Origin of the sequence: Glaciecola sp. 33A (genome assembly GCF_002836745.1) — a bacterium.
Lineage (GTDB): Bacteria > Pseudomonadota > Gammaproteobacteria > Enterobacterales > Alteromonadaceae > Glaciecola.
The window spans coordinates 39528-62595 of sequence record NZ_PJAR01000035.1 but is presented as its reverse complement, the minus strand read 5'-3'; the positions used below and the strand labels follow the sequence as shown (position 1 = coordinate 62595).

The 23068-nt window shown below is 43.0% G+C and carries 16 protein-coding genes; 6 read left to right on the top strand and 10 right to left on the bottom strand.

Annotated elements, in window-relative coordinates; all coding sequences use genetic code 11:
• The first annotated feature begins 52 nt into the window (after window positions 1-52).
• Entirely contained in the window at window positions 53-1366 is a 1314-nt protein-coding gene (gene fahA, locus CXF81_RS06610) for a fumarylacetoacetase (RefSeq protein WP_101180575.1), read from the top strand.
• 60 nt (window positions 1367-1426) lie between these two features.
• On the top strand, window positions 1427-1669 hold the full coding sequence (locus CXF81_RS06605; protein WP_101180574.1) for a glutathione binding-like protein: 243 nt from the start codon (window positions 1427-1429) through the stop codon (window positions 1667-1669).
• A 369-nt stretch (window positions 1670-2038) separates the two neighbouring features.
• On the opposite strand, the gene CXF81_RS06600 is transcribed toward CXF81_RS06605, so the two are convergent.
• From CXF81_RS06600 to CXF81_RS06590, 3 genes are all read right to left on the bottom strand, one after another.
• Window positions 2039-4594, bottom strand: a complete 2556-nt coding sequence (locus CXF81_RS06600) for a zinc-dependent metalloprotease (protein ID WP_101180573.1) — start codon at window positions 4592-4594, stop codon at window positions 2039-2041.
• Window positions 4595-4759: 165 nt separating this feature from the next.
• Entirely contained in the window at window positions 4760-6580 is a 1821-nt protein-coding gene (locus CXF81_RS06595; RefSeq protein ID WP_101180572.1) for an ABC transporter transmembrane domain-containing protein, read from the bottom strand.
• Window positions 6581-6625: 45 nt separating this feature from the next.
• Entirely contained in the window at window positions 6626-9514 is a 2889-nt protein-coding gene (locus tag CXF81_RS06590) for a choice-of-anchor B family protein (RefSeq protein WP_232771808.1), read from the bottom strand.
• Between CXF81_RS06590 and CXF81_RS06585 the strand changes: the two genes are divergently transcribed.
• Both CXF81_RS06585 and CXF81_RS06580 read left to right on the top strand, forming a co-directional pair.
• Window positions 9489-10505: an MbnP family copper-binding protein gene (locus CXF81_RS06585; protein WP_232771807.1), complete on the top strand. Its 1017-nt coding sequence runs from the start codon at window positions 9489-9491 to the stop codon at window positions 10503-10505. The genes CXF81_RS06590 and CXF81_RS06585 overlap by 26 nt on opposite strands.
• 85 nt (window positions 10506-10590) lie before the next feature.
• Window positions 10591-11622 carry an MbnH family di-heme enzyme gene (locus CXF81_RS06580; protein ID WP_369828658.1) on the top strand — a complete coding sequence of 344 codons (1032 nt, stop codon included), beginning with the start codon at window positions 10591-10593 and terminating at the stop codon, window positions 11620-11622.
• A gap of 101 nt (window positions 11623-11723) precedes the next feature.
• On the opposite strand, the gene CXF81_RS06575 is transcribed toward CXF81_RS06580, so the two are convergent.
• From CXF81_RS06575 to mutS, 6 genes are all read right to left on the bottom strand, one after another.
• Window positions 11724-12353, bottom strand: coding sequence for a DUF642 domain-containing protein (locus tag CXF81_RS06575; RefSeq protein WP_101180568.1), 630 nt, complete (start codon window positions 12351-12353; stop codon window positions 11724-11726).
• 268 nt (window positions 12354-12621) lie between these two features.
• On the bottom strand, window positions 12622-13371 hold the full coding sequence (locus CXF81_RS06570) for a hypothetical protein (protein ID WP_157825513.1): 750 nt from the start codon (window positions 13369-13371) through the stop codon (window positions 12622-12624).
• A gap of 69 nt (window positions 13372-13440) precedes the next feature.
• Window positions 13441-14091: a hypothetical protein gene (locus CXF81_RS06565; RefSeq protein WP_101180566.1), complete on the bottom strand. Its 651-nt coding sequence runs from the start codon at window positions 14089-14091 to the stop codon at window positions 13441-13443.
• A 144-nt stretch (window positions 14092-14235) separates the two neighbouring features.
• On the bottom strand, window positions 14236-15537 hold the full coding sequence (eno, locus tag CXF81_RS06560) for a phosphopyruvate hydratase (protein WP_101180565.1): 1302 nt from the start codon (window positions 15535-15537) through the stop codon (window positions 14236-14238).
• A gap of 29 nt (window positions 15538-15566) precedes the next feature.
• Window positions 15567-17195 (bottom strand): CTP synthase, encoded by a 1629-nt coding sequence (locus CXF81_RS06555; protein ID WP_101180564.1) that lies wholly within the window; start codon window positions 17193-17195, stop codon window positions 15567-15569.
• Window positions 17196-17519: 324 nt separating this feature from the next.
• A complete protein-coding gene (mutS, locus tag CXF81_RS06550; RefSeq protein ID WP_101180563.1) occupies window positions 17520-20219 on the bottom strand; it encodes a DNA mismatch repair protein MutS in 2700 nt (899 codons plus the stop codon).
• A gap of 91 nt (window positions 20220-20310) precedes the next feature.
• On the opposite strand from mutS, the gene CXF81_RS06545 reads away from it, so the two are divergent.
• Together CXF81_RS06545 and recA are read left to right on the top strand one after the other, a co-directional pair.
• On the top strand, window positions 20311-20892 hold the full coding sequence (locus tag CXF81_RS06545) for a CinA family protein (protein ID WP_101180562.1): 582 nt from the start codon (window positions 20311-20313) through the stop codon (window positions 20890-20892).
• Between the two features lie 470 nt (window positions 20893-21362).
• Window positions 21363-22430 carry a recombinase RecA gene (recA, locus tag CXF81_RS06540; protein WP_101180685.1) on the top strand — a complete coding sequence of 356 codons (1068 nt, stop codon included), beginning with the start codon at window positions 21363-21365 and terminating at the stop codon, window positions 22428-22430.
• Window positions 22431-22756: 326 nt separating this feature from the next.
• Here recA and CXF81_RS06535 read toward each other — a convergent pair whose 3' ends face one another.
• A complete protein-coding gene (locus CXF81_RS06535) occupies window positions 22757-23065 on the bottom strand; it encodes an EscU/YscU/HrcU family type III secretion system export apparatus switch protein (protein WP_101180561.1) in 309 nt (102 codons plus the stop codon).
• Window positions 23066-23068: the final 3 nt, after the last annotated feature.

Here is a 23068-nt window from a genome sequence, read left to right as displayed (position 1 = left end):
CATCATTTGACAAAATCTTATTTTTGAACGATTTATTAAAAGGCATTAACTTATGCATACTTTAAACGAAACACATGACATTAATTTAAAAAGTTGGGAAAACAGCGCAAATGGCTGTGTCCAATTTCCAATTCAAAATCTGCCTTTTGCTATCATTCGTCGCAAAGGCAGCGATGAAGATTGGCGTGGCGGTGTCGCTATTGGTAATAAAGTTATCGATATGGCCGCTCTAGCAAGTAAAAACTTATTTTCAGGCGATGCACAAACAGCAGTAAGCGCGGCTGCAGAAACTTCGTTGAATACCCTAATGGGATTAGGTGCCAAAATTAATGCAGCACTGAGGTTGGCCTTATCAAAAGCCTTGCGAGAAGGGTCCGTACAAGAGCAAGAGTTAGCATCAATCTTAATTCCTGCTGCAGATATTGAATTTCATCTTCCCTGTCAAATTGGTGATTTTACCGATTTCTATACTTCAATATTTCATGCCACTGCCGTGGGCAAACTTTTCAGGCCTGATGGCCCATTGCTACCAAATTATAAATGGGTGCCTATCGGCTATCATGGACGCTCATCTTCAATAGGGGTTTCTGGACAAGTTTTCCATCGTCCCGTTGGACAAACCAAAAAGCCAGATGAAAGTGTCCCAACAGTTGGCCCATGCCAGCGATTAGATTATGAGATGGAAATGGGTATTTTTATCGGTGAAGGCACACAGATGGGAGACCGCATATCGATCTCAAATGCTGAGCAACACATTTTTGGTGTGTGTATTCTCAATGATTGGTCTGCCAGAGATATTCAAGCCTGGGAGTATCAGCCTTTAGGACCATTTTTAGCCAAGAACTTTGCATCCACTATATCGCCTTGGATTGTCACCACAGAAGCATTGGCTCCTTATCGCTCTAAGTTCAGTCGCAGTAGCGATGATCCGGCTCCTTTAGAATATCTTACGTCGGCAGATAATTCACAATACGGCAGTCTTGATATTGAATTGGATGTGCTGATAGAAACGCAAGCTATGCGCGAAAAAAGCGAAGCAGCACAAAGACTATCGCGATCCAACTTTAATTATTCTTACTGGACGCCAGCGCAGTTGGTAACACACCACTCAAGCAATGGCTGTAAAATGCGCGCTGGTGACTTACTAGGATCTGGCACGCAATCTGGGCCAAGTCAGGAAGAAGCAGGCTCGATGTTAGAGCTGAGCGAAGGTGGAAAGAAATCATTTTCGTTAGCCAACGGAGAAACCCGCAAGTTTCTACACGATGGGGACAGCATCATCATGCGTGCAGCTTGCCGTAAAGAAGGCGCCGCCCCAATCGGTTTTGGCGAAGTTGTATCAACTGTAATGCCTGCTAAGGGTTAACATGAAGCTATTGCCACAAGAGCACTTAAGTGACGAGTATCGACTTGGTATCAACATTGGATACGGGAGGGGTTTACTGCACTGGAAGAAACCGTAACGGACGACAAATTTTGTGTTGGCGAACAACTCACTGTAGCTGAGGTATATCTGGTTCCTCAGATATACAATGCCTTACGCTTTAATGTGGATATGACAGCATATCCAAAAATCATGCAGATTTACCAGCGCTGCAATGAATTGACCGCATTTGAACTGGCAAAGCCTGAGAATCAAGCGGATAGTCCATCCCATCAATACGCCTAAAAATGACATGAACCACTGATTTCAATCCCACAAAAAAAGCTGGATTTTTTCCGAACAATCAGACACTAACGATCGTTTTGTCGATATCACAAAACGAGTAACAGGGTCATCTATATTATCAATAGAGCCGTCTTTATAGCCACGCCAACTAATGTTGCCATCTTAGATTTAACTACCGACATAGACACACATTTTGTTGCAGGAGTGTTGCCCAGTAAATATCGCTCAAATGCTATTTCAGCGTCTTTGACAACAATAATACCTGACGCACATTACCAATCTGCACATTTTCAAGTTCTTGATCCCAATTTTCGATTTGAATACCAATATAAAGGCAAAAGACCGCAATCGGCAAATCTAAAAGGGGGGTTAACCCTTATAAAAAGCCCGCTCAATACGGTCCTTTAAAAACGCCTTATGGATCTTAGTGGCCTGATCACCCCGTGACTTATTAACCATATCGGCTACTCTGCCGAGCTGATACATAGAAGATGCTTGAGCAAAGTTGTCATACTTGCTTTTGTCCTCTAAACCCGACATTGCAATTAAACGCTCTACGTATTCAACCTGCAAGTTACGACGGTATGAGTTTACATCACCTTTAATGTCAGCCTTGAACATTGAATCAGTTAAATTGGCCAGCATCTTCTCAGCGGTAAACGTATTGCCATATAAGGTTGTGTCAGTCAGGCGGATCAATACATTTGGGTGCATCACATGATCAAGTACGTTCTTTTGAGCGCCTAGTAACATGTCATGTAGGCGAGGTGACTCGTCTCTTCCCCAGCCACTGAAACCACGACGTTGGCGTTGAATATAAGCAAACAAGGGGGCCATTTCTTCAATCGCATCAGGTGCAAAAACAAACGCGCTTAGCGTATCCATTGCATTTTGTTGCTCAACTTCAGGCACTGGCGTTAACGGTTGCGTATAACCCGCTTGACCGACAAAAGCGCGGTTGACATAAACACCACCAATATAGCGTGATACCACTGAAGCTTGGCGCGCAAATTCACCAAACAATACATTTACGCCAACCGTTAAGTCGTTATGTGAACGACCATCAACCAATGTCTTTTCTTTTAGTTTGCCTGCCATATGTTTAATTAATTCAAAGCGGTCTTGCGCGTAATCAACAGCCTCACCTGACATATCAAAAATATTGATACGAGGGTCGACATGACGGCCAACTGCACGCATATCGTCAGCATCATTACCAAAGGCTAATTGTGGCTCTGCAGAGCGACTTAAAATAGTGCTAAGACGCTTTTCTTCTGCAGTTGGATCCGCGAGGGCTTCTGAGTAACCATATAAAATAGCCCAATCATCATACGGACCTGGCTTTTCAGTGTAGAAGTCGCCTTGTTCTCTGCCTACTGGCGCATAGTTAACTGATGGATAATCCATAACTGAACCAGCAAGTATGCCCTGAGTAACCGAAGCATCATGCGCTTCATCATGACCATGTAGTTGCGACGCCATCATGTTGTGGTTCAAGCCTAACGTATGACCGACTTCATGCAGGATAAGATATGCCATGGATTGGCGAAGTAATTTTTCTTCTTCAATTTTGCCCATACCATCTGCCATGCCAGCATATTGACCAAACATCATGCCGAGGTTTAGTGCATGGCCTAGTGAACAGTTCATGCGTTCATCGCCTTGTAAACTGTCATTCAATGAAGCGTAACCATCTGTGAACATTTCACCCGCAATCCAACGGCCTTTCATAAAGCTGTATTCCAGCATAATGTCAGAACCAATGATTTGACCCGTCAATGGATGCGCAATGCTCGGACCGTAGCCACCAAATGGGGGACGCGGTGAAGAAGTCCAACGCAGCACGTTATAACGCACGTCATCCGAGCTCCAGTCGGCATCGTCAGCTTGAATTTTGACTTCAATAGCATTGCTTATACCGGCCTTTTCGAACGAGGTGTTCCACGCCAGTGTTGCGTTTTTAATGGTGTCACGCCATTCAACTGGGGTGGTGTTTTCAATCCACCAAACAATGGGTTGAACGGGGTCTGATAACGCAGCACCCGGATTTTTCTTTTGCAAGTCCCAACGGTTAATCACATCACGATAGTTTGCTGTTTGGTCAGAGGTTAGATCATCAAACTGTTGCGAAAAGTAACCTATTCTTGGGTCGTCACGACGTGGCTTGAAGTCATTCTCAGGCACTTTAATAAAGGCATGTTGAATTTGCAAGGTGGTATAACGTGAGTCAGAAACTTCATTACCACCGTCAACTTTAGGTTCGCTATTCTCATAAACGTAGCGGACAACCACGTGGGTATTTTCAGGGAAGTTTTTGATCTCGCTAATAGAGGTTTTGTCTTCTGAGAGTTTACCTGGCTTAAATCGACGTTTTTCTACTTTGGGGTCGTCTGCAGGCGATTGGGAAACTTTGTGCAAGTCTTCATTTGCGAATAATTCGCCTAATGAAATAGCGATTTTACCGTCTTCTTCGTGCTCTATTTTAGTTGACAGTAAAATAGCTTCACTAATATTCGCTTCAGCAGCCCGGCTGATGGCTTTTTCTGGGTCGAAGTAGAAGCGTGGGGTTTTTGATACTACTTCTATGCGGTCATAGTTGCGACGAAATTCAATTAAACGAGAGCCTCTAAACTGGCCTCTAAAAGTCCCTGCGGCGACTGCGCCATCAACAGTGGATACAAAGTACAAAAACGGTTTGTTCAATTGTGATGCATCAAAGACAACTAAACCGCTACCGTCTTCTTTGTCACGGTAAATATCGACGAAGCCTTTAAAAGCGTCTTTTTTGTCTAATACTTCGGTAAGTGTTTCTTTCTCTTTTTCATCTTCTTTCTTTTCTTCTTTTACATCTTCGGCAACGGCAACAAATACCATAGAAGATAAAAAGAGGACGAGTAGTGATTTTCGTGTCAAGTTTACAAACATGATGCCATCCCAAGCTAGTTAGTCTGTGCCTTTCTGTCGAAGGCGCGAATGCTTCTTTGAAGCAAGTTCGTTATCTTACTACTTTGGGCTGGATCTTTTATTTCCCTTTACGCTTAAAATGTAGCTTAATTGTTACAAAACTTTTCATTTTTTCAAAAAAGTAGTTTAACTTAACTGCAATTCAACAAACTCTTTATAAACAGGACTCGCCGCCATCAACTCGGCATGCTTGCCTTGTCCTATTACTTTTCCTTTTTCTAGTACAATAATATTATCGGCGTTGATCACGGTAGACAACCGGTGTGCAATGATCAATGTTGTGGTTTTGGTCATCAGTGAATCTAACGCTTGTTTGACGTATTTTTCACTGCTTGCATCTAATGCGCTGGTTGCTTCATCTAATAATAGAATAGGGCGCTTGGCCAAGATCGCTCTGGCGATAGCGATACGCTGTTTTTGACCACCTGAGAGTTTAACGCCACGCTCGCCTAATTGAGTTTCATAACCGTCTACAAAATCCAAAATAAACTCATGTGCGAAGGCAAGTTTTGCCGCTTCAATTACCTCTTCTTTAGTGGCTGTGGTGTTAGACAAACGAATGTTGTCGAGTACCGTGGTGGCAAAAATAACCGCATCTTGCGGTACCAGCGCAAATTGGCGGCGGATATCATAGGTGCTAATACTTTTTTGCTCTGCGTCACCAATTAAAATCTCACCATAATCGATATCATAGAAGCGCATAAGTAAATCAAATAACGTCGATTTACCGGCACCACTGTGGCCTACAATCGCTACTTTTTGTCCGGGCATGACACTAAATGAGACTTCATGAATAATTTGTTTTTCAGGCACGCTAGGATAGCTAAATCCGATGTTATGCAGGGTTAATATAGGTTTGTTAGCATCAATTAATGCCTGTTCGTTAACTCTGAAACCTTTGATATTAACATTTAGCGGTTGCTTCTCAATGGGCTCAAATGGCGCTAAAGTAGGGTCCGAAAAAGTTGACCCCATCGGAATATCAGATGACGTATTCATCAACTCAACGATACGCTCACTGGCACCAGCCGCTTTTTGCAGATCGCCAATCACTTCACTTATGGTAGCAATAGAGGCGCCTGCGAGCACGGCATAGAAAACAAAGGCTGTGAGTTCACCTGGCGTAATAGCACCAGATATAACATCTAAGGCACCAACCCAAGCAACAATAAATATAGAACTTAAGCTGATAAACATGATCATCGCAATTAGGAGGGCGCGATAATGGATGCGCCTTGAAGCACTTTGCATTATTTGTTCTGCGCTGGCATCAAAGCTTTCAACGCTTTGGTCTTCGTGGTTGTATGACTGTAATGTATGGATTTCGTGTAGGCTTTCGTCAATTAATGTACCCATACTGGCGACATCGTCTTGGCTTACTTTGGCAAAATACCTGACTTTTTTGCCAAGTAATTTTATCGGTAATAAAATGATGGGCACGGCAATAAATACGTAAAGGGTCAATGTGGTGCTGGTGATCGCCATTAAAACGAGTGCACCCACAAACATAACAAATGAGCGCAGCGCCATTGAAACACCCGTGCCAACCACCGATTGCAGTAGTGTTGTATCACTGGTAAAGCGAGATATAACTTCACCTGTGCGAGATTCGGCAAAAAAGCTTGGCGACAAGGTGACTAAATGTGAAAACAAAGCTTTGCGAATATCCGCGCAGACTCTTTCACCTAGCCAAACCATCAGATAAAATCGGCAGTAGGTGGCAATACTGCCGATGAAGGCGATTACTAACACCAGTAAAAGCGAATTGAGCAGCATCGACTCATCACCCGCAACGAAGCCTTGATCAACTACTAACTTGATGCCTTGACCTAAAACTAACCAAGACATGGCGCCGACAACCAGTGCTATTAATGCAAAAACAACTTTGCTCGTGTATGGACGTAAATGTGAAAATAGCCATGAAAGTATTGAAGTACTGCTGTTCAATGAGGTGCCTTTTGGGGTTGATTTAGGTGTACTATACCGTGTTTATTAATACTCTTTATCGCTATATTGGGTCAAATTTATTATTTTCACTCTTCTCACCAAGGTTAATAAAAGTAAAATATTGATTAACCAAATTGCTCCGCCACCTGAACTAGTCGCATTTACGGGTGTTGGCACCGGCAAAGGGGCCGGTGTTGGCGCTTCAACAGTCACGTTAACACTCATTGAAGTGGCAACGCCGAAGTCGTCAGTTGCAGTGAAAGTGAAGCCTAAGCTGGTAGCTGTATCAGGCGCGGTAAAGCTCACTGACAAACTGTCGGCGTTTGCCAACGTCACGTTTGTTCCTGATGTTTGTGCCCAAGTAAATGTCATGCTCTGCCCCTCAGGATCAGTCGCCGAGGCTGTTAATGTAATTGATTGACGGGTGTTCACATTCAAACTACTTTCAGTGTTTACTTGCGGCGCTTGATTTGAGTCATCATCACGAATAGTGACGGTAACGCGATCTGAACCTGCAATCGTGACGTTTTGAGGATTGTCTAAGACAAGGGCGAAGCTTTCATTTTCCTCGTTTACGTCATCATTGACGATCGTAATAGCAAAACTTCGGTCGCCTAATTCGCCTGCAGCCCACTCCAGCGTGTTGATCGCTAACGTGACATCAGCCTCCGCTTGGGCGGAGCCATTTTCAATACGTAAACCGACGGCTGCACTGAGAGCAGGATCGCCAGACCGAGTCACTGTTAGCGTAATGCTGGTGTCAGTTTCTTTTACAGTCAAGGTGTCTTGATCCAGCATGATTGAAGATGCGAGACCGGTTAAACTTTTAATATCTATTTTGGCAATATTTGGCGTCGCTAGTTCAGCACTCGGTGATGCATTTTCTAAGCGAATAAATAGTGACTCAAGTCCTTCACCATTGCCGTCATCAAGCGCTTCAATGCTAATGGTTTGTGCAACGGAGTCGCCGGCATTCCAAGTGAGTGTGCCGCTCTCTTGGGCTAAAAAGTCATTGCCACTTGCTGCGCCCCGCAGGATTTTATAATCAACCGAAACCGCTCGTGTGCCTGAGCGTATGACGGATATATCGACCATGCCGCCTTCTGTTACCTCATATAACGCAGATGAGAAGTTAATATCGTCTCTTGCGGTGTTGTTGGTTTCATCTTTTAAAATATACAAACCGCCTTGTATATCACTGGCCAATATAATGCCTGAGGGCAGATAAGGATACACACCCCAAACACCGTTAAATGAAGCATTAGTCGACGATGGGAAAGTATCAAAATAACCCAGTTCAGCGGGTGCTAATGGGTTTGATAAGTCGAGTATTGTTACGCCGCGCTCATAATTGGACATGTAATATTTGTTGCCACGAACAAAGCCATTGTGATCAATAGCGCGCGTTGGGCCACTCCATGTAGATACTAGTGTTGGCTGGTTTAAATCAGAAATATCAAAAATATGAACCGTTGTATTTAACCCTCTTCTTTGTTCGTCGAGTTCGTCATGTAAAATCACATATTGACGGTCTTCACTCCACCAACCTGAATGCGTGTATTCTGCATCTGGATAACTAATCGCGGATAACTCAACAGCACTTCCAAGGTTGGAATGGTCCCATAGTCGCAATGTTTGTTCATTGAAGTCGAGCAGAACAGTGCAGCCGGCCGATGTGGTGTTAACACAATCACGCTCAGCGCGTTCGTCATTGACTAAAAATGATGATGCGTCGTGTGAATAATCGCTGCGAGTGGCTCCGGAAAGAATATAAGTGGGTTGGAGTTGTTCCGGATCGGTCAGGCTATAGCTGCGCATTGCACCGCCAAATTGATTAGAACCCAATATATGGACTTGGGGTAAGGCCGTTGAATTGTTAATGTTGAGTCCATAATCGACATTGGAAATATAAATATTGTGGGCTGAGGCATCATTTACATCGCGACCGACCAAGATTAAGCCAGTTTCTGGGTTGCTTAAATTTATAATGCTTAAGCCCTCAGAGGTATTGTCGGCTGTTGCATAAGCGTAGGCCTCCCATTTGTTGGCGTCGGGATTGAAATACTGAAGTACTTTAATATCACGCCAAGTGGTGTTTTGACCTTGAATTGCATTGATAATGATCGGGTTTATGGGGTCTGAAACATCCACCAATGCGATACCTCGACGTAAGCCTAGCAATGCATATTCTTTCATCGTGTTGAGGTCGACATGGCCCCAAATATCATTAGCATTGGTGCTATTGGTAGGAAAATCACTGACCGGAATATGCGCTAAAAGAGACATATTATTGCACGGGAATTGTCCTGCGAAGCCGTCTACACACGCGGTTTCGGCTTGCGACTGATACATTGCGTTGACCGCATCAAGACTTTTATCTAATGCCAGTGCGGTTGCCGAATTCTGGCCTTTGGTATCGACAATAACATTAAAGCCTTTTTGATATAATTGATCAGCGTATTGCAGCGGCACACCTTGCAAGGTAGTTACAAAAGCTTGCGGGTTTTGTACTTGATAGTTATCTAGGGTTTGAAACCCCCCGAGTGCAGGAACAATATCGCTAATAAGATAAAAAATATCCTCAAATTTACTTAATTCGTAATTGCCCTGTGCAACTAAAACCACATCACCTTTGTTGGCTTGTTGTGCTGCATATCCAATTGATGCACAAGGTCTAAAACGGTTTTTACAATTGCCCGCATCAACACCTTTTTGGGCAACAAAGCGCGCTTTGTCATGATCGGTATGCGCGTTTGCTGATGCACAAATCCCTGTGGCAATTACAAGTAAGATGCGTAAACTAAACAACGTTCTTTTCATAGTGGTTCCGTTTATTTTGTATTCAATACCATCTTCATTCGAAAATTTAAGCGTTTTTGCAAATGTAAACGTGTTGGTAAATGTAAAAATGTTATTACTAGCGAGTGCCATCATTATCGGCGGCTGCTCGCCTGCGCCTGAATCGCCAACTCAATCGCAAGATAACCTTGACGCAAAGATAAGTATGGCTGCAACAATGTCTACTGCGGTCACCATTGCCTTTACACCGCATTTTAAAGGCTTACCTATTCAATGTGAGCAGCCCCTCAAGATAAACAATGCTCAGTGGTATGTATCAGAATTAGCGATGTTTTTTAGTCAGCTTTCAATTAACAATACCCATCCCATAATCCTAGACGATAACGATTGGCAAAGCCAGCAGGTTGCTATGATTAGGTATAATGTAGATTGCAAAAAAACGACGGTGAATATGTCATTAACAGGCGTGATTGAAGATATTGAGGGTATTGAGGGTATTGAGGGTATAGGTGGTATAGGTGGTATAGGTGGTATAGGTGGTATAGATGATATAGATGTTATTGACGGTATAGGTGGTATAGATGTTATTGAAGGTATAGAGGGTGCAGATGGTATAAAGGACCAAACGCCTTTGTCTCTGACTTTTAATGTGGGCGTCCCGTTCGCTATTAATCACCAAAACCCTTTAATTCAAGCTTCGCCGTTGAATGATTCTTCGATGTTTTGGGCGTGGCGCAATGGTTATAAATTTATTCGCTGGGATATGCAAAATGACACGGGTGATTCATGGTCATTTCATTTAGGCAGCGTTGGGTGTGTATCTGCCGCCATGGTACGCGGGCCAAAAGCACCGTGTGCTCAAGCTAATGTGACCGCGGTGGATATTGTGTTGCCATCAAATTCGATTCAGGTTTTGGATATACCACAAAGCAATGACTCGGCGAAATACAACGCAGCTATAAAGAAGGTCCACATTAATATCAGCATTCACCTTGATGAAATAATCAAAAACATGGCGTTAACCAGAAAAACCAGTTGTATGTTTTCAGGAATTGATAATACTACCTGTAATGAACTAGTCGAAAATTTGAAGCGCAATGCTGTTTTTACACAAGCTCTTAAATAAGCGCTTACATGAGCGCTTGCATAAGCCCTTGCATAAGCCCTTGTATAGGCCTTTTAATTTAACGTTAATTTGCGCTACTGTAGTGTTGGCGACTAGTGGCTGTTCGCCGCAAAACAAAGCAACGCCGTATGTATGGAATATACCGGCTGGCTTTCCCGCGCCTAGCGTTCCTGTCGACAACCCGATGACAATGGAGAAAGTCGCATTGGGTGAGCGTTTATTCAATGACATGCGTTTATCGGTTAATCAACAACAATCATGCGCTTCTTGTCATATAAAAGCCTTTGCCTTTGCAGAGCCTAAAAAATCATCTGTTGGCACTACCGGTGAGAGTTTAAAACGCAATTCGATGGCCTTAGTTAATGTTGCTTACAACGGCAGTTTTACTTGGGCCCACGATGCTTTGGGCAAAGTTGAAAATCAGATCATGATACCGCTATTTAATGAAACACCGGTAGAGATGGGCGTGACCGGTAACGAGGAGGAGATCCTAGCGAGGCTGGGCGACTATTCTGATGACATCAAAGTGGCTTTTGACAGCACGCAGGTTAATTTCGACCACATTGTAAAAGCACTAGCGAGTTACGTAAGAAGCTTAACGTCATTTAATTCAAATTTTGACCGTTATGCCTATTTTAATGAGGATGAAGCGTTGTCAGCATCCGCTATTCGCGGTATGGATTTGTTTTTTTCAGAAAAGCTAGAGTGCTTTCACTGTCATGGCGGCTTTAATTTTACGCAGTCGAGTAAGCATGCTTTTCAAAAGTTAGATCTAGTTTCCTTTCACAATACTGGTCTGTATGACATCGATGGAGAGGGCAGTTATGCCAATGGCGATCAAGGATTGGCAGATATCACCTTCAATCCAAAACATCGAGGTAAGTTCAGAGCGCCAACATTACGCAATATCATGCTGACAGCTCCCTTTATGCACGACGGTTCGGTGGCAACAATGTCAGAGGTAATCGATATTTATGCTGCTGGTGGAAGGGGCGATGGCGTTAACAACCCACTTAAGAGCCCCTTTGTACAAGGCTTTGATATTACAGATGAAGAAAAACAGGATTTGTTGAACTTTTTAGAGAGTTTAACGGATTATTCGTTTATAGGTCAGTAGGTCAGTTGGTCAGTTGGTCACTGGCTCAGACAGAGTTGCCTAGCCACAAAAAAAAGCCCCGAAAGTTATCTCTCACTTTCGGGGCGCACTTCAAAAGCGGATTAAGCGCGTTTGTTTCTCTTTCTTGCTATACCAAGTCCTAACAGACCTAAACCTAACAATGCTAGAGCGCCTGGCTCAGGAACTGTTACGCGTATGTCGTCAAGGAAATTACCCAACGTACCTGTTGCTGGAGTAATTGCTGTAAAAGTAAGAGTTGTCATAGCGCTGGTGGCAACAAAACTTTTTGAGAACGTTTTCCATGTATTTGTAACGTGATCATTGACCGTCCATAACTCATCAGCAACACCTACACTAAACACCTCACTGCTGCCTTCACTGTTGCCTCTGCGTGCTTTGTAGGCAAAAAATAAGTCATAACTTTGGCCGCTAATGGTACTAAACGTCTGAAAGATGCTCCATGCAGTGTTGGTAGATCGGTGAGCATTTAGCTCAGCGTGAACCTCACCTTCATATTGACCGTTATTAGTCCAAAGCTCTAAATTACTTCCGCTCCAGCCCGTAATATCGTTTGCAGAGTAGTACCGCCAGAAGCCACTGCCACCAATTGCAGAGTCAGTTGGTGTTGCTTCGAAGCCACCATTTTGAATTAAATTAGCGTTAGCGGATGTTGTTAGCAGCATACCTAGAATAGTCGCAGTAACTAGTGCACTAAAAGATTTTTTGTTCATTTTGAATTTTCCTTAGTGTAAAAAAGACGATTAAACTTGTATCTTTAATCGGCTATTTGTTTTTTTATTGAGTGCTTGTGTGTTTATTTGAACACTAATTACTCATAAGCACATCCTGTGCCAATGTGGTATGCGATTGAAAATCATAGAATAATTTAATTTAGACTGAACGCTCAGTTACTGTGTGTAAAGAAATCCGACAGTAGAAATGGATTGTAATGAACAATGTTTTACACATTATTTATTTGTTAAAAAGCAGCGTAGCAGGCTAACCGCCAACAATCATTATTGCGCTTGTATATGGTGCGATCGAAATAGCCGATTGAGTCACGAATTCTCGTAGCTGTATATTATCAGATTCCCACATAAGGACTTTGGTAGAGGACATAAAGCCAAATGGCAGGGGTATTTCATGGGTTTCAAAAGACAAATTTACGGCTATAAACACCCTAGTATTTTTGTATATGCGGCTAAAAGCCAACAGTTTCGTTTCGTTATCCGCTGCATAAATCTCTGTCCTACCTTTGTGAAAAGCCGGGTACATTTGCGCTAGTTTCGACAGCGACTGCAGATAATCCTTATATTCTGAATTTTTGTCGATATGTTGTTGGTCACGGTCACTCAAAAACACATCGCCATAAAAACCAAATTGATGTGCCCAAAAAAGGTGTATTTTCTTTTCTAATAAATCGATTTTTGCAGGAAGTAGGTTCAGTGCCTTTGCGCTGTCCAACAATGCTATCGAATCATTGGTAAAGGTGTAAGGCAGATTTTGCGGTGCCTGTTTTGCTAAGTCGTTACTTAAAGCGGCATCAGGCTCAGCCACCAATGCTTGCAATTGCTCTGCAAACTCAACCGTACTTTGATTATTCTTAGGGTTTAAAAAAAAAGATTCCGCACTTTTATACCAAGGCTCAATATTGTCCTTATGTAAAGTCGCGGTAGTATCGGGTGTCTGAACAGGCAGGCAAGCGGCAAGGAGCAATGCGCTAAGTAACACAGAAACCATGAGTCGCAATTATTTACTTCCTTATGTGGGCAGCAGACTGAGCATCATTAGTCAGTATAGTAGCTCAAGCATGTTTAATTACCTAAACGTCTTCCAATTAATATTCGTCGACAATAATAATTCTCGTAAACTTAACGCTCTTGGTATCGCTTTGCCTTTGGTATTCCATGTATGCCCGCTGCAAGCGGCGCTGAAAACGGCTTTACTAGGCTTCACTAAACGATGGCTTACATGATTTTTTGCATCTTCGAGTGATTCGCCGTTCAGGGCAAACCAAGCAAATTTATTGGTGTGTAATTTGTCTACTGGACTGGTAAACATATCAATTGAATCGAGCTCAATATGCTCATTGCCATAATTATTCACGTAAACACAAACCACACCGCCATGATAATGATGTTGTTTGAACCAAGTTTCTGCTTTGGCTATTTCTTTTGCATTGGCGACAAGTTTAGCTGCGGGGCATTTGTTCGCTTGTTTCGACTTCCAAGTGCCATTGTGAACATCGACATCGATTGGTGTGGGTTCGTTAATTAGAAATTCGGCGGCATTTTTAATATGATAAGACAAACCACTGAGTTTTCTTTTCAGCAGGATGGGATCTTTGATATTGCTAGTAGCAAGACTAAGTAACTCTCGTTCATACAACGCGTTGCATAACTCAGCGACGTTGGGGAACTGTTCGGCTAAGTTAAATATGTTGGTTTGATCGGGTTGTTGGTCGCTCATCACTTATTTTATTTAATTTCAATGCTAAAAAAACGAAACGGCATCTTAAACCATAAAGATACCGCTTTCATTAATTACTCTGATTTTATTGGCAAATAGCCCGTAAAACTGACCTTGTCGGCCTGCATTTAATGTAAAACCCGATTATTGGCCTTTAATTTCAGCGCGTCCATTGTAAGGTGCTGGTGTGCCTTGCTCTGCCAATTCCGCTTCAATGCGAAGTAATTGGTTATACTTAGCAACGCGGTCAGAGCGACAAAGTGAGCCGGTCTTTATTTGGCCTGCAGCTGTCCCGACGGCTAGGTCGGCAATGGTCGCGTCTTCTGTTTCGCCTGAACGGTGAGAAATAACCGCAGTAAAACCGGCGTCTTTAGCCATTCTAATGGCGTTCAATGTTTCAGTTAATGAACCGATTTGATTAAACTTAATCAAAATTGAGTTAGCCACACCGTTTTCAATTCCGCGCGATAATATCTTGGTATTAGTAACAAACAAGTCGTCGCCGACGAGTTGTATTTTGTGACCAAGAATTTTAGTTTGATATGCCCAACCATCCCAATCGCTCTCGTCTAAGCCATCTTCAATAGACAGGATAGGGTACTCTGCAGCCAGGTTGGCAAGGTAATCACTAAAACCATTGGAATCAAACGATTTACCTTCGCCACTCAACACATACTGGCCATCTTTGTAGAATTCTGAGGCTGCACAATCCAGCGCTAAGGTAACGTCAACGCCCATTTTGTAGCCTGCGTTTTCAACCGCTTCTACGATAACAGACAGTGCTTCTGCGTTCGATGTTAAGTTTGGCGCGAAGCCTCCTTCGTCTCCCACTGCAGTACTCAAGCCTTTAGCTGATAATACTTTTTTCAAGCTATGGAAAATTTCTGCGCCGGTACGCAATGCTTCGGCAAATGAAGGTGCGCCAATTGGCTGAACCATAAATTCTTGAATATCGACGTTGTTGTCAGCATGCTCTCCACCATTAATGATATTCATCATTGGCACAGGCATTGAGTAAACACCGGGTGTGCCGTTCAAGTTGGCGATATGCGCATACAAAGGTAGCTTTTGACTAATCGCTTCCGCTTTAGCAACCGCAAGTGATACCGCTAAAATTGCATTCGCACCCAGTACTTCTTTATTTTCAGTGCCGTCCAAATCAATCATTAGCTGATCGATGCTAGCTTGAGCTGCCGCATCTTTGCCTAATAATGCGGGCGCTATATTATCATTAATTGCGGCGACGGCTTTCAGTACACCTTTACCTAAATAACGAGCCTTGTCGCCGTCACGCAATTCTAAAGCTTCTCTTGAACCTGTTGATGCGCCGGAAGGTGCACAAGCACGCCCCATAGCACCGCAGTCCAAATAAACATCTGCTTCAACTGTCGGATTACCACGTGAATCCAAAATTTCGCGACCTACAATACGAGAAATATTCGCCATTTTTGTTCCTTTTATTTGTTATTTATTCTTTATTTGTTCTTCGCGTATACACCTGCCGCTGCTACAAACCCAGTAAATAATGGGTGTCCATCGCGCGGCGTTGAGTTGAACTCAGGGTGAAATTGGCCTGCTACGAACCAAGGGTGATCTTCAATTTCGATAACTTCAACCAATGCTTTGTCATTCGATAACCCACTTACTTTTAAGCCCGCTTTTTCAATTTCGGCGCGTAAGTTGTTATTTACCTCGTAACGGTGACGATGGCGTTCATAAATTTCAGTGCTGCCATACATCTGTTCAACTTTAGTGCCTTTTTCCAAGTGGCAAAGTTGACTGCCCAGACGCATAGTACCACCTAAATCAGTGGTAACATCTCGGACTTCTTTACCACCATCATCGTCTAGCCATTCAGTAATGAGGCCAACAACTGGGAACGGCGTGTCCGGATTGAATTCTGTGCTGTTGGCGTGCTCCATACCGGCAACGTTTCTAGCAAACTCGATGTACGCAACCTGCATGCCTAAACAAATGCCTAAATACGGAACGTCGTTTTCACGAGCGTATTTTGCAGCGGCTATTTTACCTTCAATACCGCGTACACCAAAGCCACCAGGAACCAGAATTGCGTCAAGCTCATGCAGGAGGTGAATACCTTTACTTTCAACATCTTGCGAGTCAATGTACTTAATATTAACGGTTAATCTATTCTTTAAACCCGCATGCTTTAATGCTTCATTGACTGATTTATAAGCATCGGGTAATTCAACATATTTGCCGACCATACCAATATTAACTTCGCCAACGGGGTTTGATTCTGCATACAGTACCTGTTCCCATTCAGCTAAATCAGCTTCCGGACAATCATACCCAAAGCGCTTTACAACGATTTCGTCCATGCCTTGTGCTTTAAGTGCGGCAGGTATTTTATAAATGCTGCTGGCGTCGCGAAGTGAAATAACCGCTTTTTCGTTTACGTTAGTGAATAAGGCAATTTTTGCACGTTCGTTACTCGGTAATGGGACCTCTGAACGACACACTAATATGTCTGGCATAATACCCACAGAGCGTAATTCTTTTACAGAATGTTGAGTTGGTTTGGTTTTGGTTTCACCTGAAGCCGCTAGATAAGGCACTAAAGTAAGGTGCATAAACATTGAGTGATCACGACCAACCTCAGTGCCTAATTGGCGAATAGCTTCGATAAAAGGCTGTGATTCAATATCACCTACCGTGCCGCCAATTTCAACAATAGCGATGTCATTACCTTCAGCGCCGGCAATAATACGACGTTTAATTTCATTGGTAATATGAGGGATAACCTGAATGGTTGCGCCTAAGTAGTCGCCACGTCGTTCACGCTTAATCACTTCCTCGTAAACGCGACCGGTTGTAAAGTTGTTACGGCTGGTCATACGGGTGCGGATAAAGCGTTCGTAATGACCTAAATCTAAATCGGTTTCTGCACCGTCATCGGTAACAAATACCTCACCGTGTTGAATTGGGCTCATCGTGCCGGGGTCAACATTTATGTAAGGGTCGAGTTTGAGCATGGTGACCTTAAGGCCGCGAGCCTCAAGAATGGCGGCTAAGGATGCTGCTGCAATACCTTTACCTAGTGATGAAACAACGCCACCGGTGACGAAAATATAATTTATCATGCAAAACCTAGGGTACTTGGGTTGAATGGAATTTATTAAAAATCCATTTTGTATAAGTTGTTTTTCGGACCAAAAACGAAGCGGCGGATAGGTTTACTAATATTCATCTTTAATTAAATATTAGCTTATATCGAGCGCCAAATCATGGATCCTTAAGCACATTGAAGGCATGCTTTGATGGGAGAGTAGTATACTAAAAAACTACCCACAGAGTAAATGAAAAATGTGTGACAATGTCGATAAAGAAGTGATAAAGAAGTGATAAAGAAGCAATAAAGAAGCAATAAAGAGGCAATAAAGAGGCAATAAAGAAGCAATAAAGAGCTACTTAAGTTCCTTTCGCCATTGATAAAGTAAGGCTAATGCTTGTCTTGGTGTGAGGTCATCAATATCAATTTGTTTGATCTTTTGCTCTAACCAATGCTCTGGGGTTTCAAAAGACATGCTCAATTGGGTTTCTCTTTTTATTTCCGGTGCTGGTTGTTTGCCACTTGAGTGCTCGTTTGTAGAGTGCTGGTTAATAGAGTGCTCGCTAATTGAACGCGTGACCTTGTTAACTGCATTGCTTGCATTAACCACATCGAGTCGTTCTAATTCAGCCAATTTGCGTTTTGCTGAATCAATAACGGCCTTCGGAACACCCGCTAGCTTAGCCACTTGCAATCCATAACTTTTACTCGCTGCACCCTGCTGCACCTGATGCATAAAGCGAATTTCGTCATCGTGTTCAACGGCGCTTAAATGTATGTTAGTAATCGTTGGAATGCTGTCTGATAAACTGGTGAGTTCAAAATAATGTGTGGCAAATAAGGTGAATGCATGGAGTTTTTCAGACAACCATTGTGCACATGACCACGCTAGGCTTAAGCCATCATAAGTACTGGTGCCGCGACCAATTTCGTCCATCAATACCAAACTGTTTGCGGTTGCATTATTTAAAATGTTCGCGGTTTCAGTCATTTCAACCATAAAAGTTGAGCGCCCCGAAGCTAAATCATCAGCCGCGCCAATACGCGTGAATATGCGGTCAATAGGCCCAATTTGTGCTTCTTTTGCAGGCACATAACAGCCAACGTAAGCGAGCAACACGATGAGTGCCGTTTGACGCATATACGTCGATTTACCGCCCATGTTTGGCCCCGTGATCATGAGCATGCGCGTTTTATCGTCCATAAATAATGGATTTGCGATAAAGGGCGAGTGCATCACTTCTTCAACGACCAAGTGACGACCGTCGCTGTAATTAATGATGTTTTGTTCGACTAATTCGGGCCGATGCAAATTCAAGGTATCAGCGCGTTCAGCAAAATTCGTGAGTACGTCCAAAGTAGCTAACGCGACCGCGCTTTGCATTAAGCTGGCCAACTCAGGTGCGATGTCGTCAAACAAGGCTTCGTAGAGCTTCTTTTCTAATGCCAATGCTTTACTTTGGCTTGTTAGCACTTTGTCTTCGTGGGCTTTAAGTTCAGGGATAATATAACGTTCATTGTTTTTAAGCGTTTGCCGGCGCACATAGTCGGGCGGAATTTTATCCGTATTGGCATGGCTCACTTCAATGAAAAATCCATGCACTCGGTTATAATTCACTTTTAGCGTAGGAATGCCGGTACGTTCGCGCTCTTTTTGTTCTAGTCGGTCAAGAAAATCGGTTGCGCCTTTTGACAGCGCACGCAATTCATCAAGTTCCTCTGAGTAGCCTTCTGCTATTACGCCGCCGTCGCGCAAAACAACCGGCGGATTGTCGATAATTGCCCGGTTTAATAGCGCAGCAACATGTGGGTATTCGCCAATATCACGGCTAAAAATACTGAATGAGTCATGTTGTGATGAGGGCATACAATCACGCAACCATTGCTGCAGGTCGGGCAGTATATTTAAGGCTTCTTTGAGTCTTGAAAAATCTCGGGGACGAGCCGAGCGTAACGCCATGCGCGCTAATATTCGTTCAACATCACCAATTTGCTTAAGGAAATCTTGTAATATGGCATAGTCTTGGCGTTGCACATCAGCAATGCTGTTTTGCCTAAATAATAGCTTGGTTTTGTTAGTGATAGGGCGATGCAACCAGCGTTGCAACAAGCGACTGCCCATGGCCGTTGAGGTGTTATTTAAGACTGAAAATAACGTGTTTTCTGTGTTCCCTGACAAGGTTCTCGTCAGCTCTAAATTTTGTTGTGTGGCTGCATCCATCAATACCGATTCATCAGCGCGGTACTGACTTATTTTGCGTAAATGCGGCAGGGCGGTACGTTGAGTTTCCTGCACGTATTGCAAAACACATCCTGCTGCGCCTATAGCAACTGCATTGACGTTAATGCCAAAACCATCAAGTTCTTTGGTGCCAAACTGAGTGTTGAGTTTCAAAACAGCGGTGTCGTTATCAAACTCCCATTGCGGGCGACGCCTCAAGCCTGTGCATTTTTGTATTAAATGGAAAAACGAGCATTGTTCGGGATACAAAATTTCGGCAGGCTGAATACGCTGAAGTTCGGCTTGAAATGCCTCGTCACTTTGCGCATCGAAAATCATGAATTGGCCGCTGGTAATATCGATTGAAGCGAGACCATAAACCTCTTTGACTTTGGTAATAGCCAATAAAACCGAGTCTTTGGATTCGTCTAATAACGCTTCGTCAGTAACGGTGCCTGGCGTAACAATACGCTGAACCGCTCGCTCTACGGGTCCTTTACTCGTTGCCGGGTCACCAATTTGTTCGCATATGGCGACTGACTCGCCCATTTTAACTAGTTTTGCCAAATAGTTTTCTGCAGCATGGTAAGGTACACCAGCCATTGGGATAGGCTCGCCGCCCGACTTACCTCGCGCAGTGAGCGATATATTGAGAAGGTTGGATGCTTTTTTTGCATCATCAAAAAACAGCTCGTAGAAGTCGCCCATGCGATAAAATAGCAGAATATCAGGATGTTCTGCCTTTATTCGCAGATATTGCGTCATCATCGGCGTGTTTGCCGGGGAGCTTGTTTGAACTATCTCGTTAACTTTTTCGTTTTTATTGTTTGGCATGCTTTTTAAACAGGTTTCTATTGTGACAACTTCAGCTTGTCTTTATTATGTATCGCCATTGTAATGAAAACCACAGGGATATAAATAGACATTGCAAAACTTAAATGCAAAAAGTGTTGGCGTGCTTGCTCGCACCCTCGGTGATGAGCTGCTCGCTAAAGACAAAAAAGTAGCATCGGTTGAGTCATGCACCGGTGGCGGCGTCGCTTTCGCTATTACTGAGGTTGCTGGTTCGTCGCAATGGTTTGAGAAATCATGGGTAACTTATTCTAATCAAGCGAAAAACGAGGAAGCGGGAGTGAGTGTAGCTACTTTGGCTACCTTTGGGGCCGTGTCCTCAGAAGTTGTGCGCGAAATGGCAGAAGGCGGATTGCACAAAAGCGGTGCAGATTTATGCGTTTCTATTAGCGGAATTGCCGGTCCTGGTGGTGGTACTGCATCTAAACCGGTTGGTTTGGTCTGGTTCGCTATTGCAGTAAAGAGCAGTGGTGTGGATCCTGAACTTGTTAAAACATTCGATACCCTGCATGCAAAAACGTCCGCTAACAAACCGAGTAATCAAATTCATACTCGTTCTTTTTCCAGATGTTTTAGCGGTGACAGACAGCAAGTTAGAGAGCAAGCAATTAAACTCGCCTTAAAAGAACTGATCATCAGCCTAGTTAACATGTAAGCCATTTCTAGTTAACATCTGTATATACACTGTATAAAAGTCAACTAAAACGGATTTTTATGCCCTTGGTTATTGCGTTTATTCTCTACAACGGTGACTCAATAAACAAAAACACGAGTAAATTCATAAACATAAATTTTTTTTAAAATTCGGCATTGAAACTGTATAGTTATACAGTATACTTGCGATATAAATGATTAGGTGTATTGGTTTAACTCCGTATAAAAGTGGAGTATTGACAAGGCATTTAATTAAACATCTAACAAAAATAAGACTAATAATACACGGTTTGGTAAGTGGCTTATTTGCTAAACAAATAACGAGCGATGTGAACATTAACATAAGTAGACACGGCGCTTACTAAAACACAATACAATGCACCTAGGAGTAATTTAATGGCCTTGTTAAAAAAAGCTGAAAAAACAAAAAAAGCAGCACCAGCAAGAAGAACGGGTAACGAAGACAAAGGCATGAGCGAAAACAAAAGCCGCGCATTGGAAGCTGCCCTAGGTCAAATTGAAAAGCAATTCGGCAAAGGCGCAATCATGCGTTTAGGTGATAACCAAGCCTTAGATATTGAAGCAATATCTACAGGTTCACTGACCATCGATATCGCTTTGGGCATAGGCGGCTTGCCGTGTGGTCGTGTTGTTGAAGTATATGGTCCTGAGTCTTCGGGTAAAACAACCCTAACACTGCAAGTTATCGCTGAAGCACAAAAGAAAGGTAAAGTCTGTGCATTCGTTGATGCTGAGCATGCCCTTGACCCTATTTATGCTGAAAAGCTGGGTGTAAACATTAACGACTTACTGGTTTCTCAGCCTGACACAGGTGAGCAAGCACTTGAAATTTGTGACATGTTGGTACGGTCAAATGCCGTTGACGTCGTCGTAATTGACTCGGTAGCCGCGTTAACGCCCAGAGCTGAAATTGAAGGCGACATGGGTGATTCACACGTTGGTTTGCAAGCACGTTTAATGTCTCAAGCGCTACGTAAATTAACCGCAAATATTAAGCGTTCAAACACACTGGTTATTTTCATTAACCAAATTCGTATGAAAATTGGTGTCATGTTTGGTAACCCAGAAACAACGACCGGTGGTAACGCACTTAAGTTTTACGCCTCAGTTCGTTTAGATATTCGTCGTATAGGGGCAATTAAAGACGGTGATGAAGTCGTCGGCAACGAAACCCGGGTTAAGGTGGTAAAAAACAAAGTCGCACCGCCGTTTAAACAAGCTGAATTTCAGATCATGTATGGTGCCGGTATTTGTAAACAAGCTGAATTAATTGATTTAGGCGTTAAACAGAAGCTAGTTGAAAAAGCCGGTGCTTGGTATAGCTACAAGGGCGAGCGTATTGGTCAAGGTAAGGCTAATGTGGTTACTTATCTAAAAGAACACGTAGCAATGGCTGATGAAATTGAAGCGCTAATTCGTGCTGAATTGCTTATGCCTAAAACCAAAAAAGCGGACGCAGTAGCAGTAACAGAAGATGACGACGAAGCTTCTGATTCTGATTCTGAAACTGAAGACTAAGATTTATTGGTAACTTTTAGGTCGACACTCTCCCGAGCTAATGTGCCACGCCTCTGCTCTTAGGAAAGGGCGGGGGAGTGATAATTGTTTTAGCGCTGCCTTTTAACGGTAGTTTTAATGACTGGCTAGTTCAGTCATTTTTTTATTCTGCACATCTTAGTTTCTATCTCACTAGAATATTCTTTCTAATAATATTTACCGTTGAATGAATTATATTAGCAGTATCGCCTGGTCTTCATCCTGGCGGCGTATCCACAGGTCCAATTATGTCGATGGACACGAAGGATACAGATGTCTGCAAGAGCCAGTATTAAAGTAAAAAATGACTATTCTTTAAAATCAATTTTATGATGGACATTCGACCAAGACTCGGGAAACTTACCTTGTAAAACATAAGAAAAGGCAATGAGTTCAGCAATAACATGGTACAGGTTTTCGGGTATTTCTTGACCTAAATCCATTCTAGCTAACAGATCGCTTAAATAGGGGTCTTCATGGATCATGACGCCATTTTGCTTTGCCAGCTCGAGGATCTCATCAGCTAAGCTTCCAAAGCCCTTGGCTATGACCGTTGGAGAATTGTTTTCGGCGGTTTTGTATTTTAGGCCAATTGCCTTTTTAGTATCGTCTTTCATATC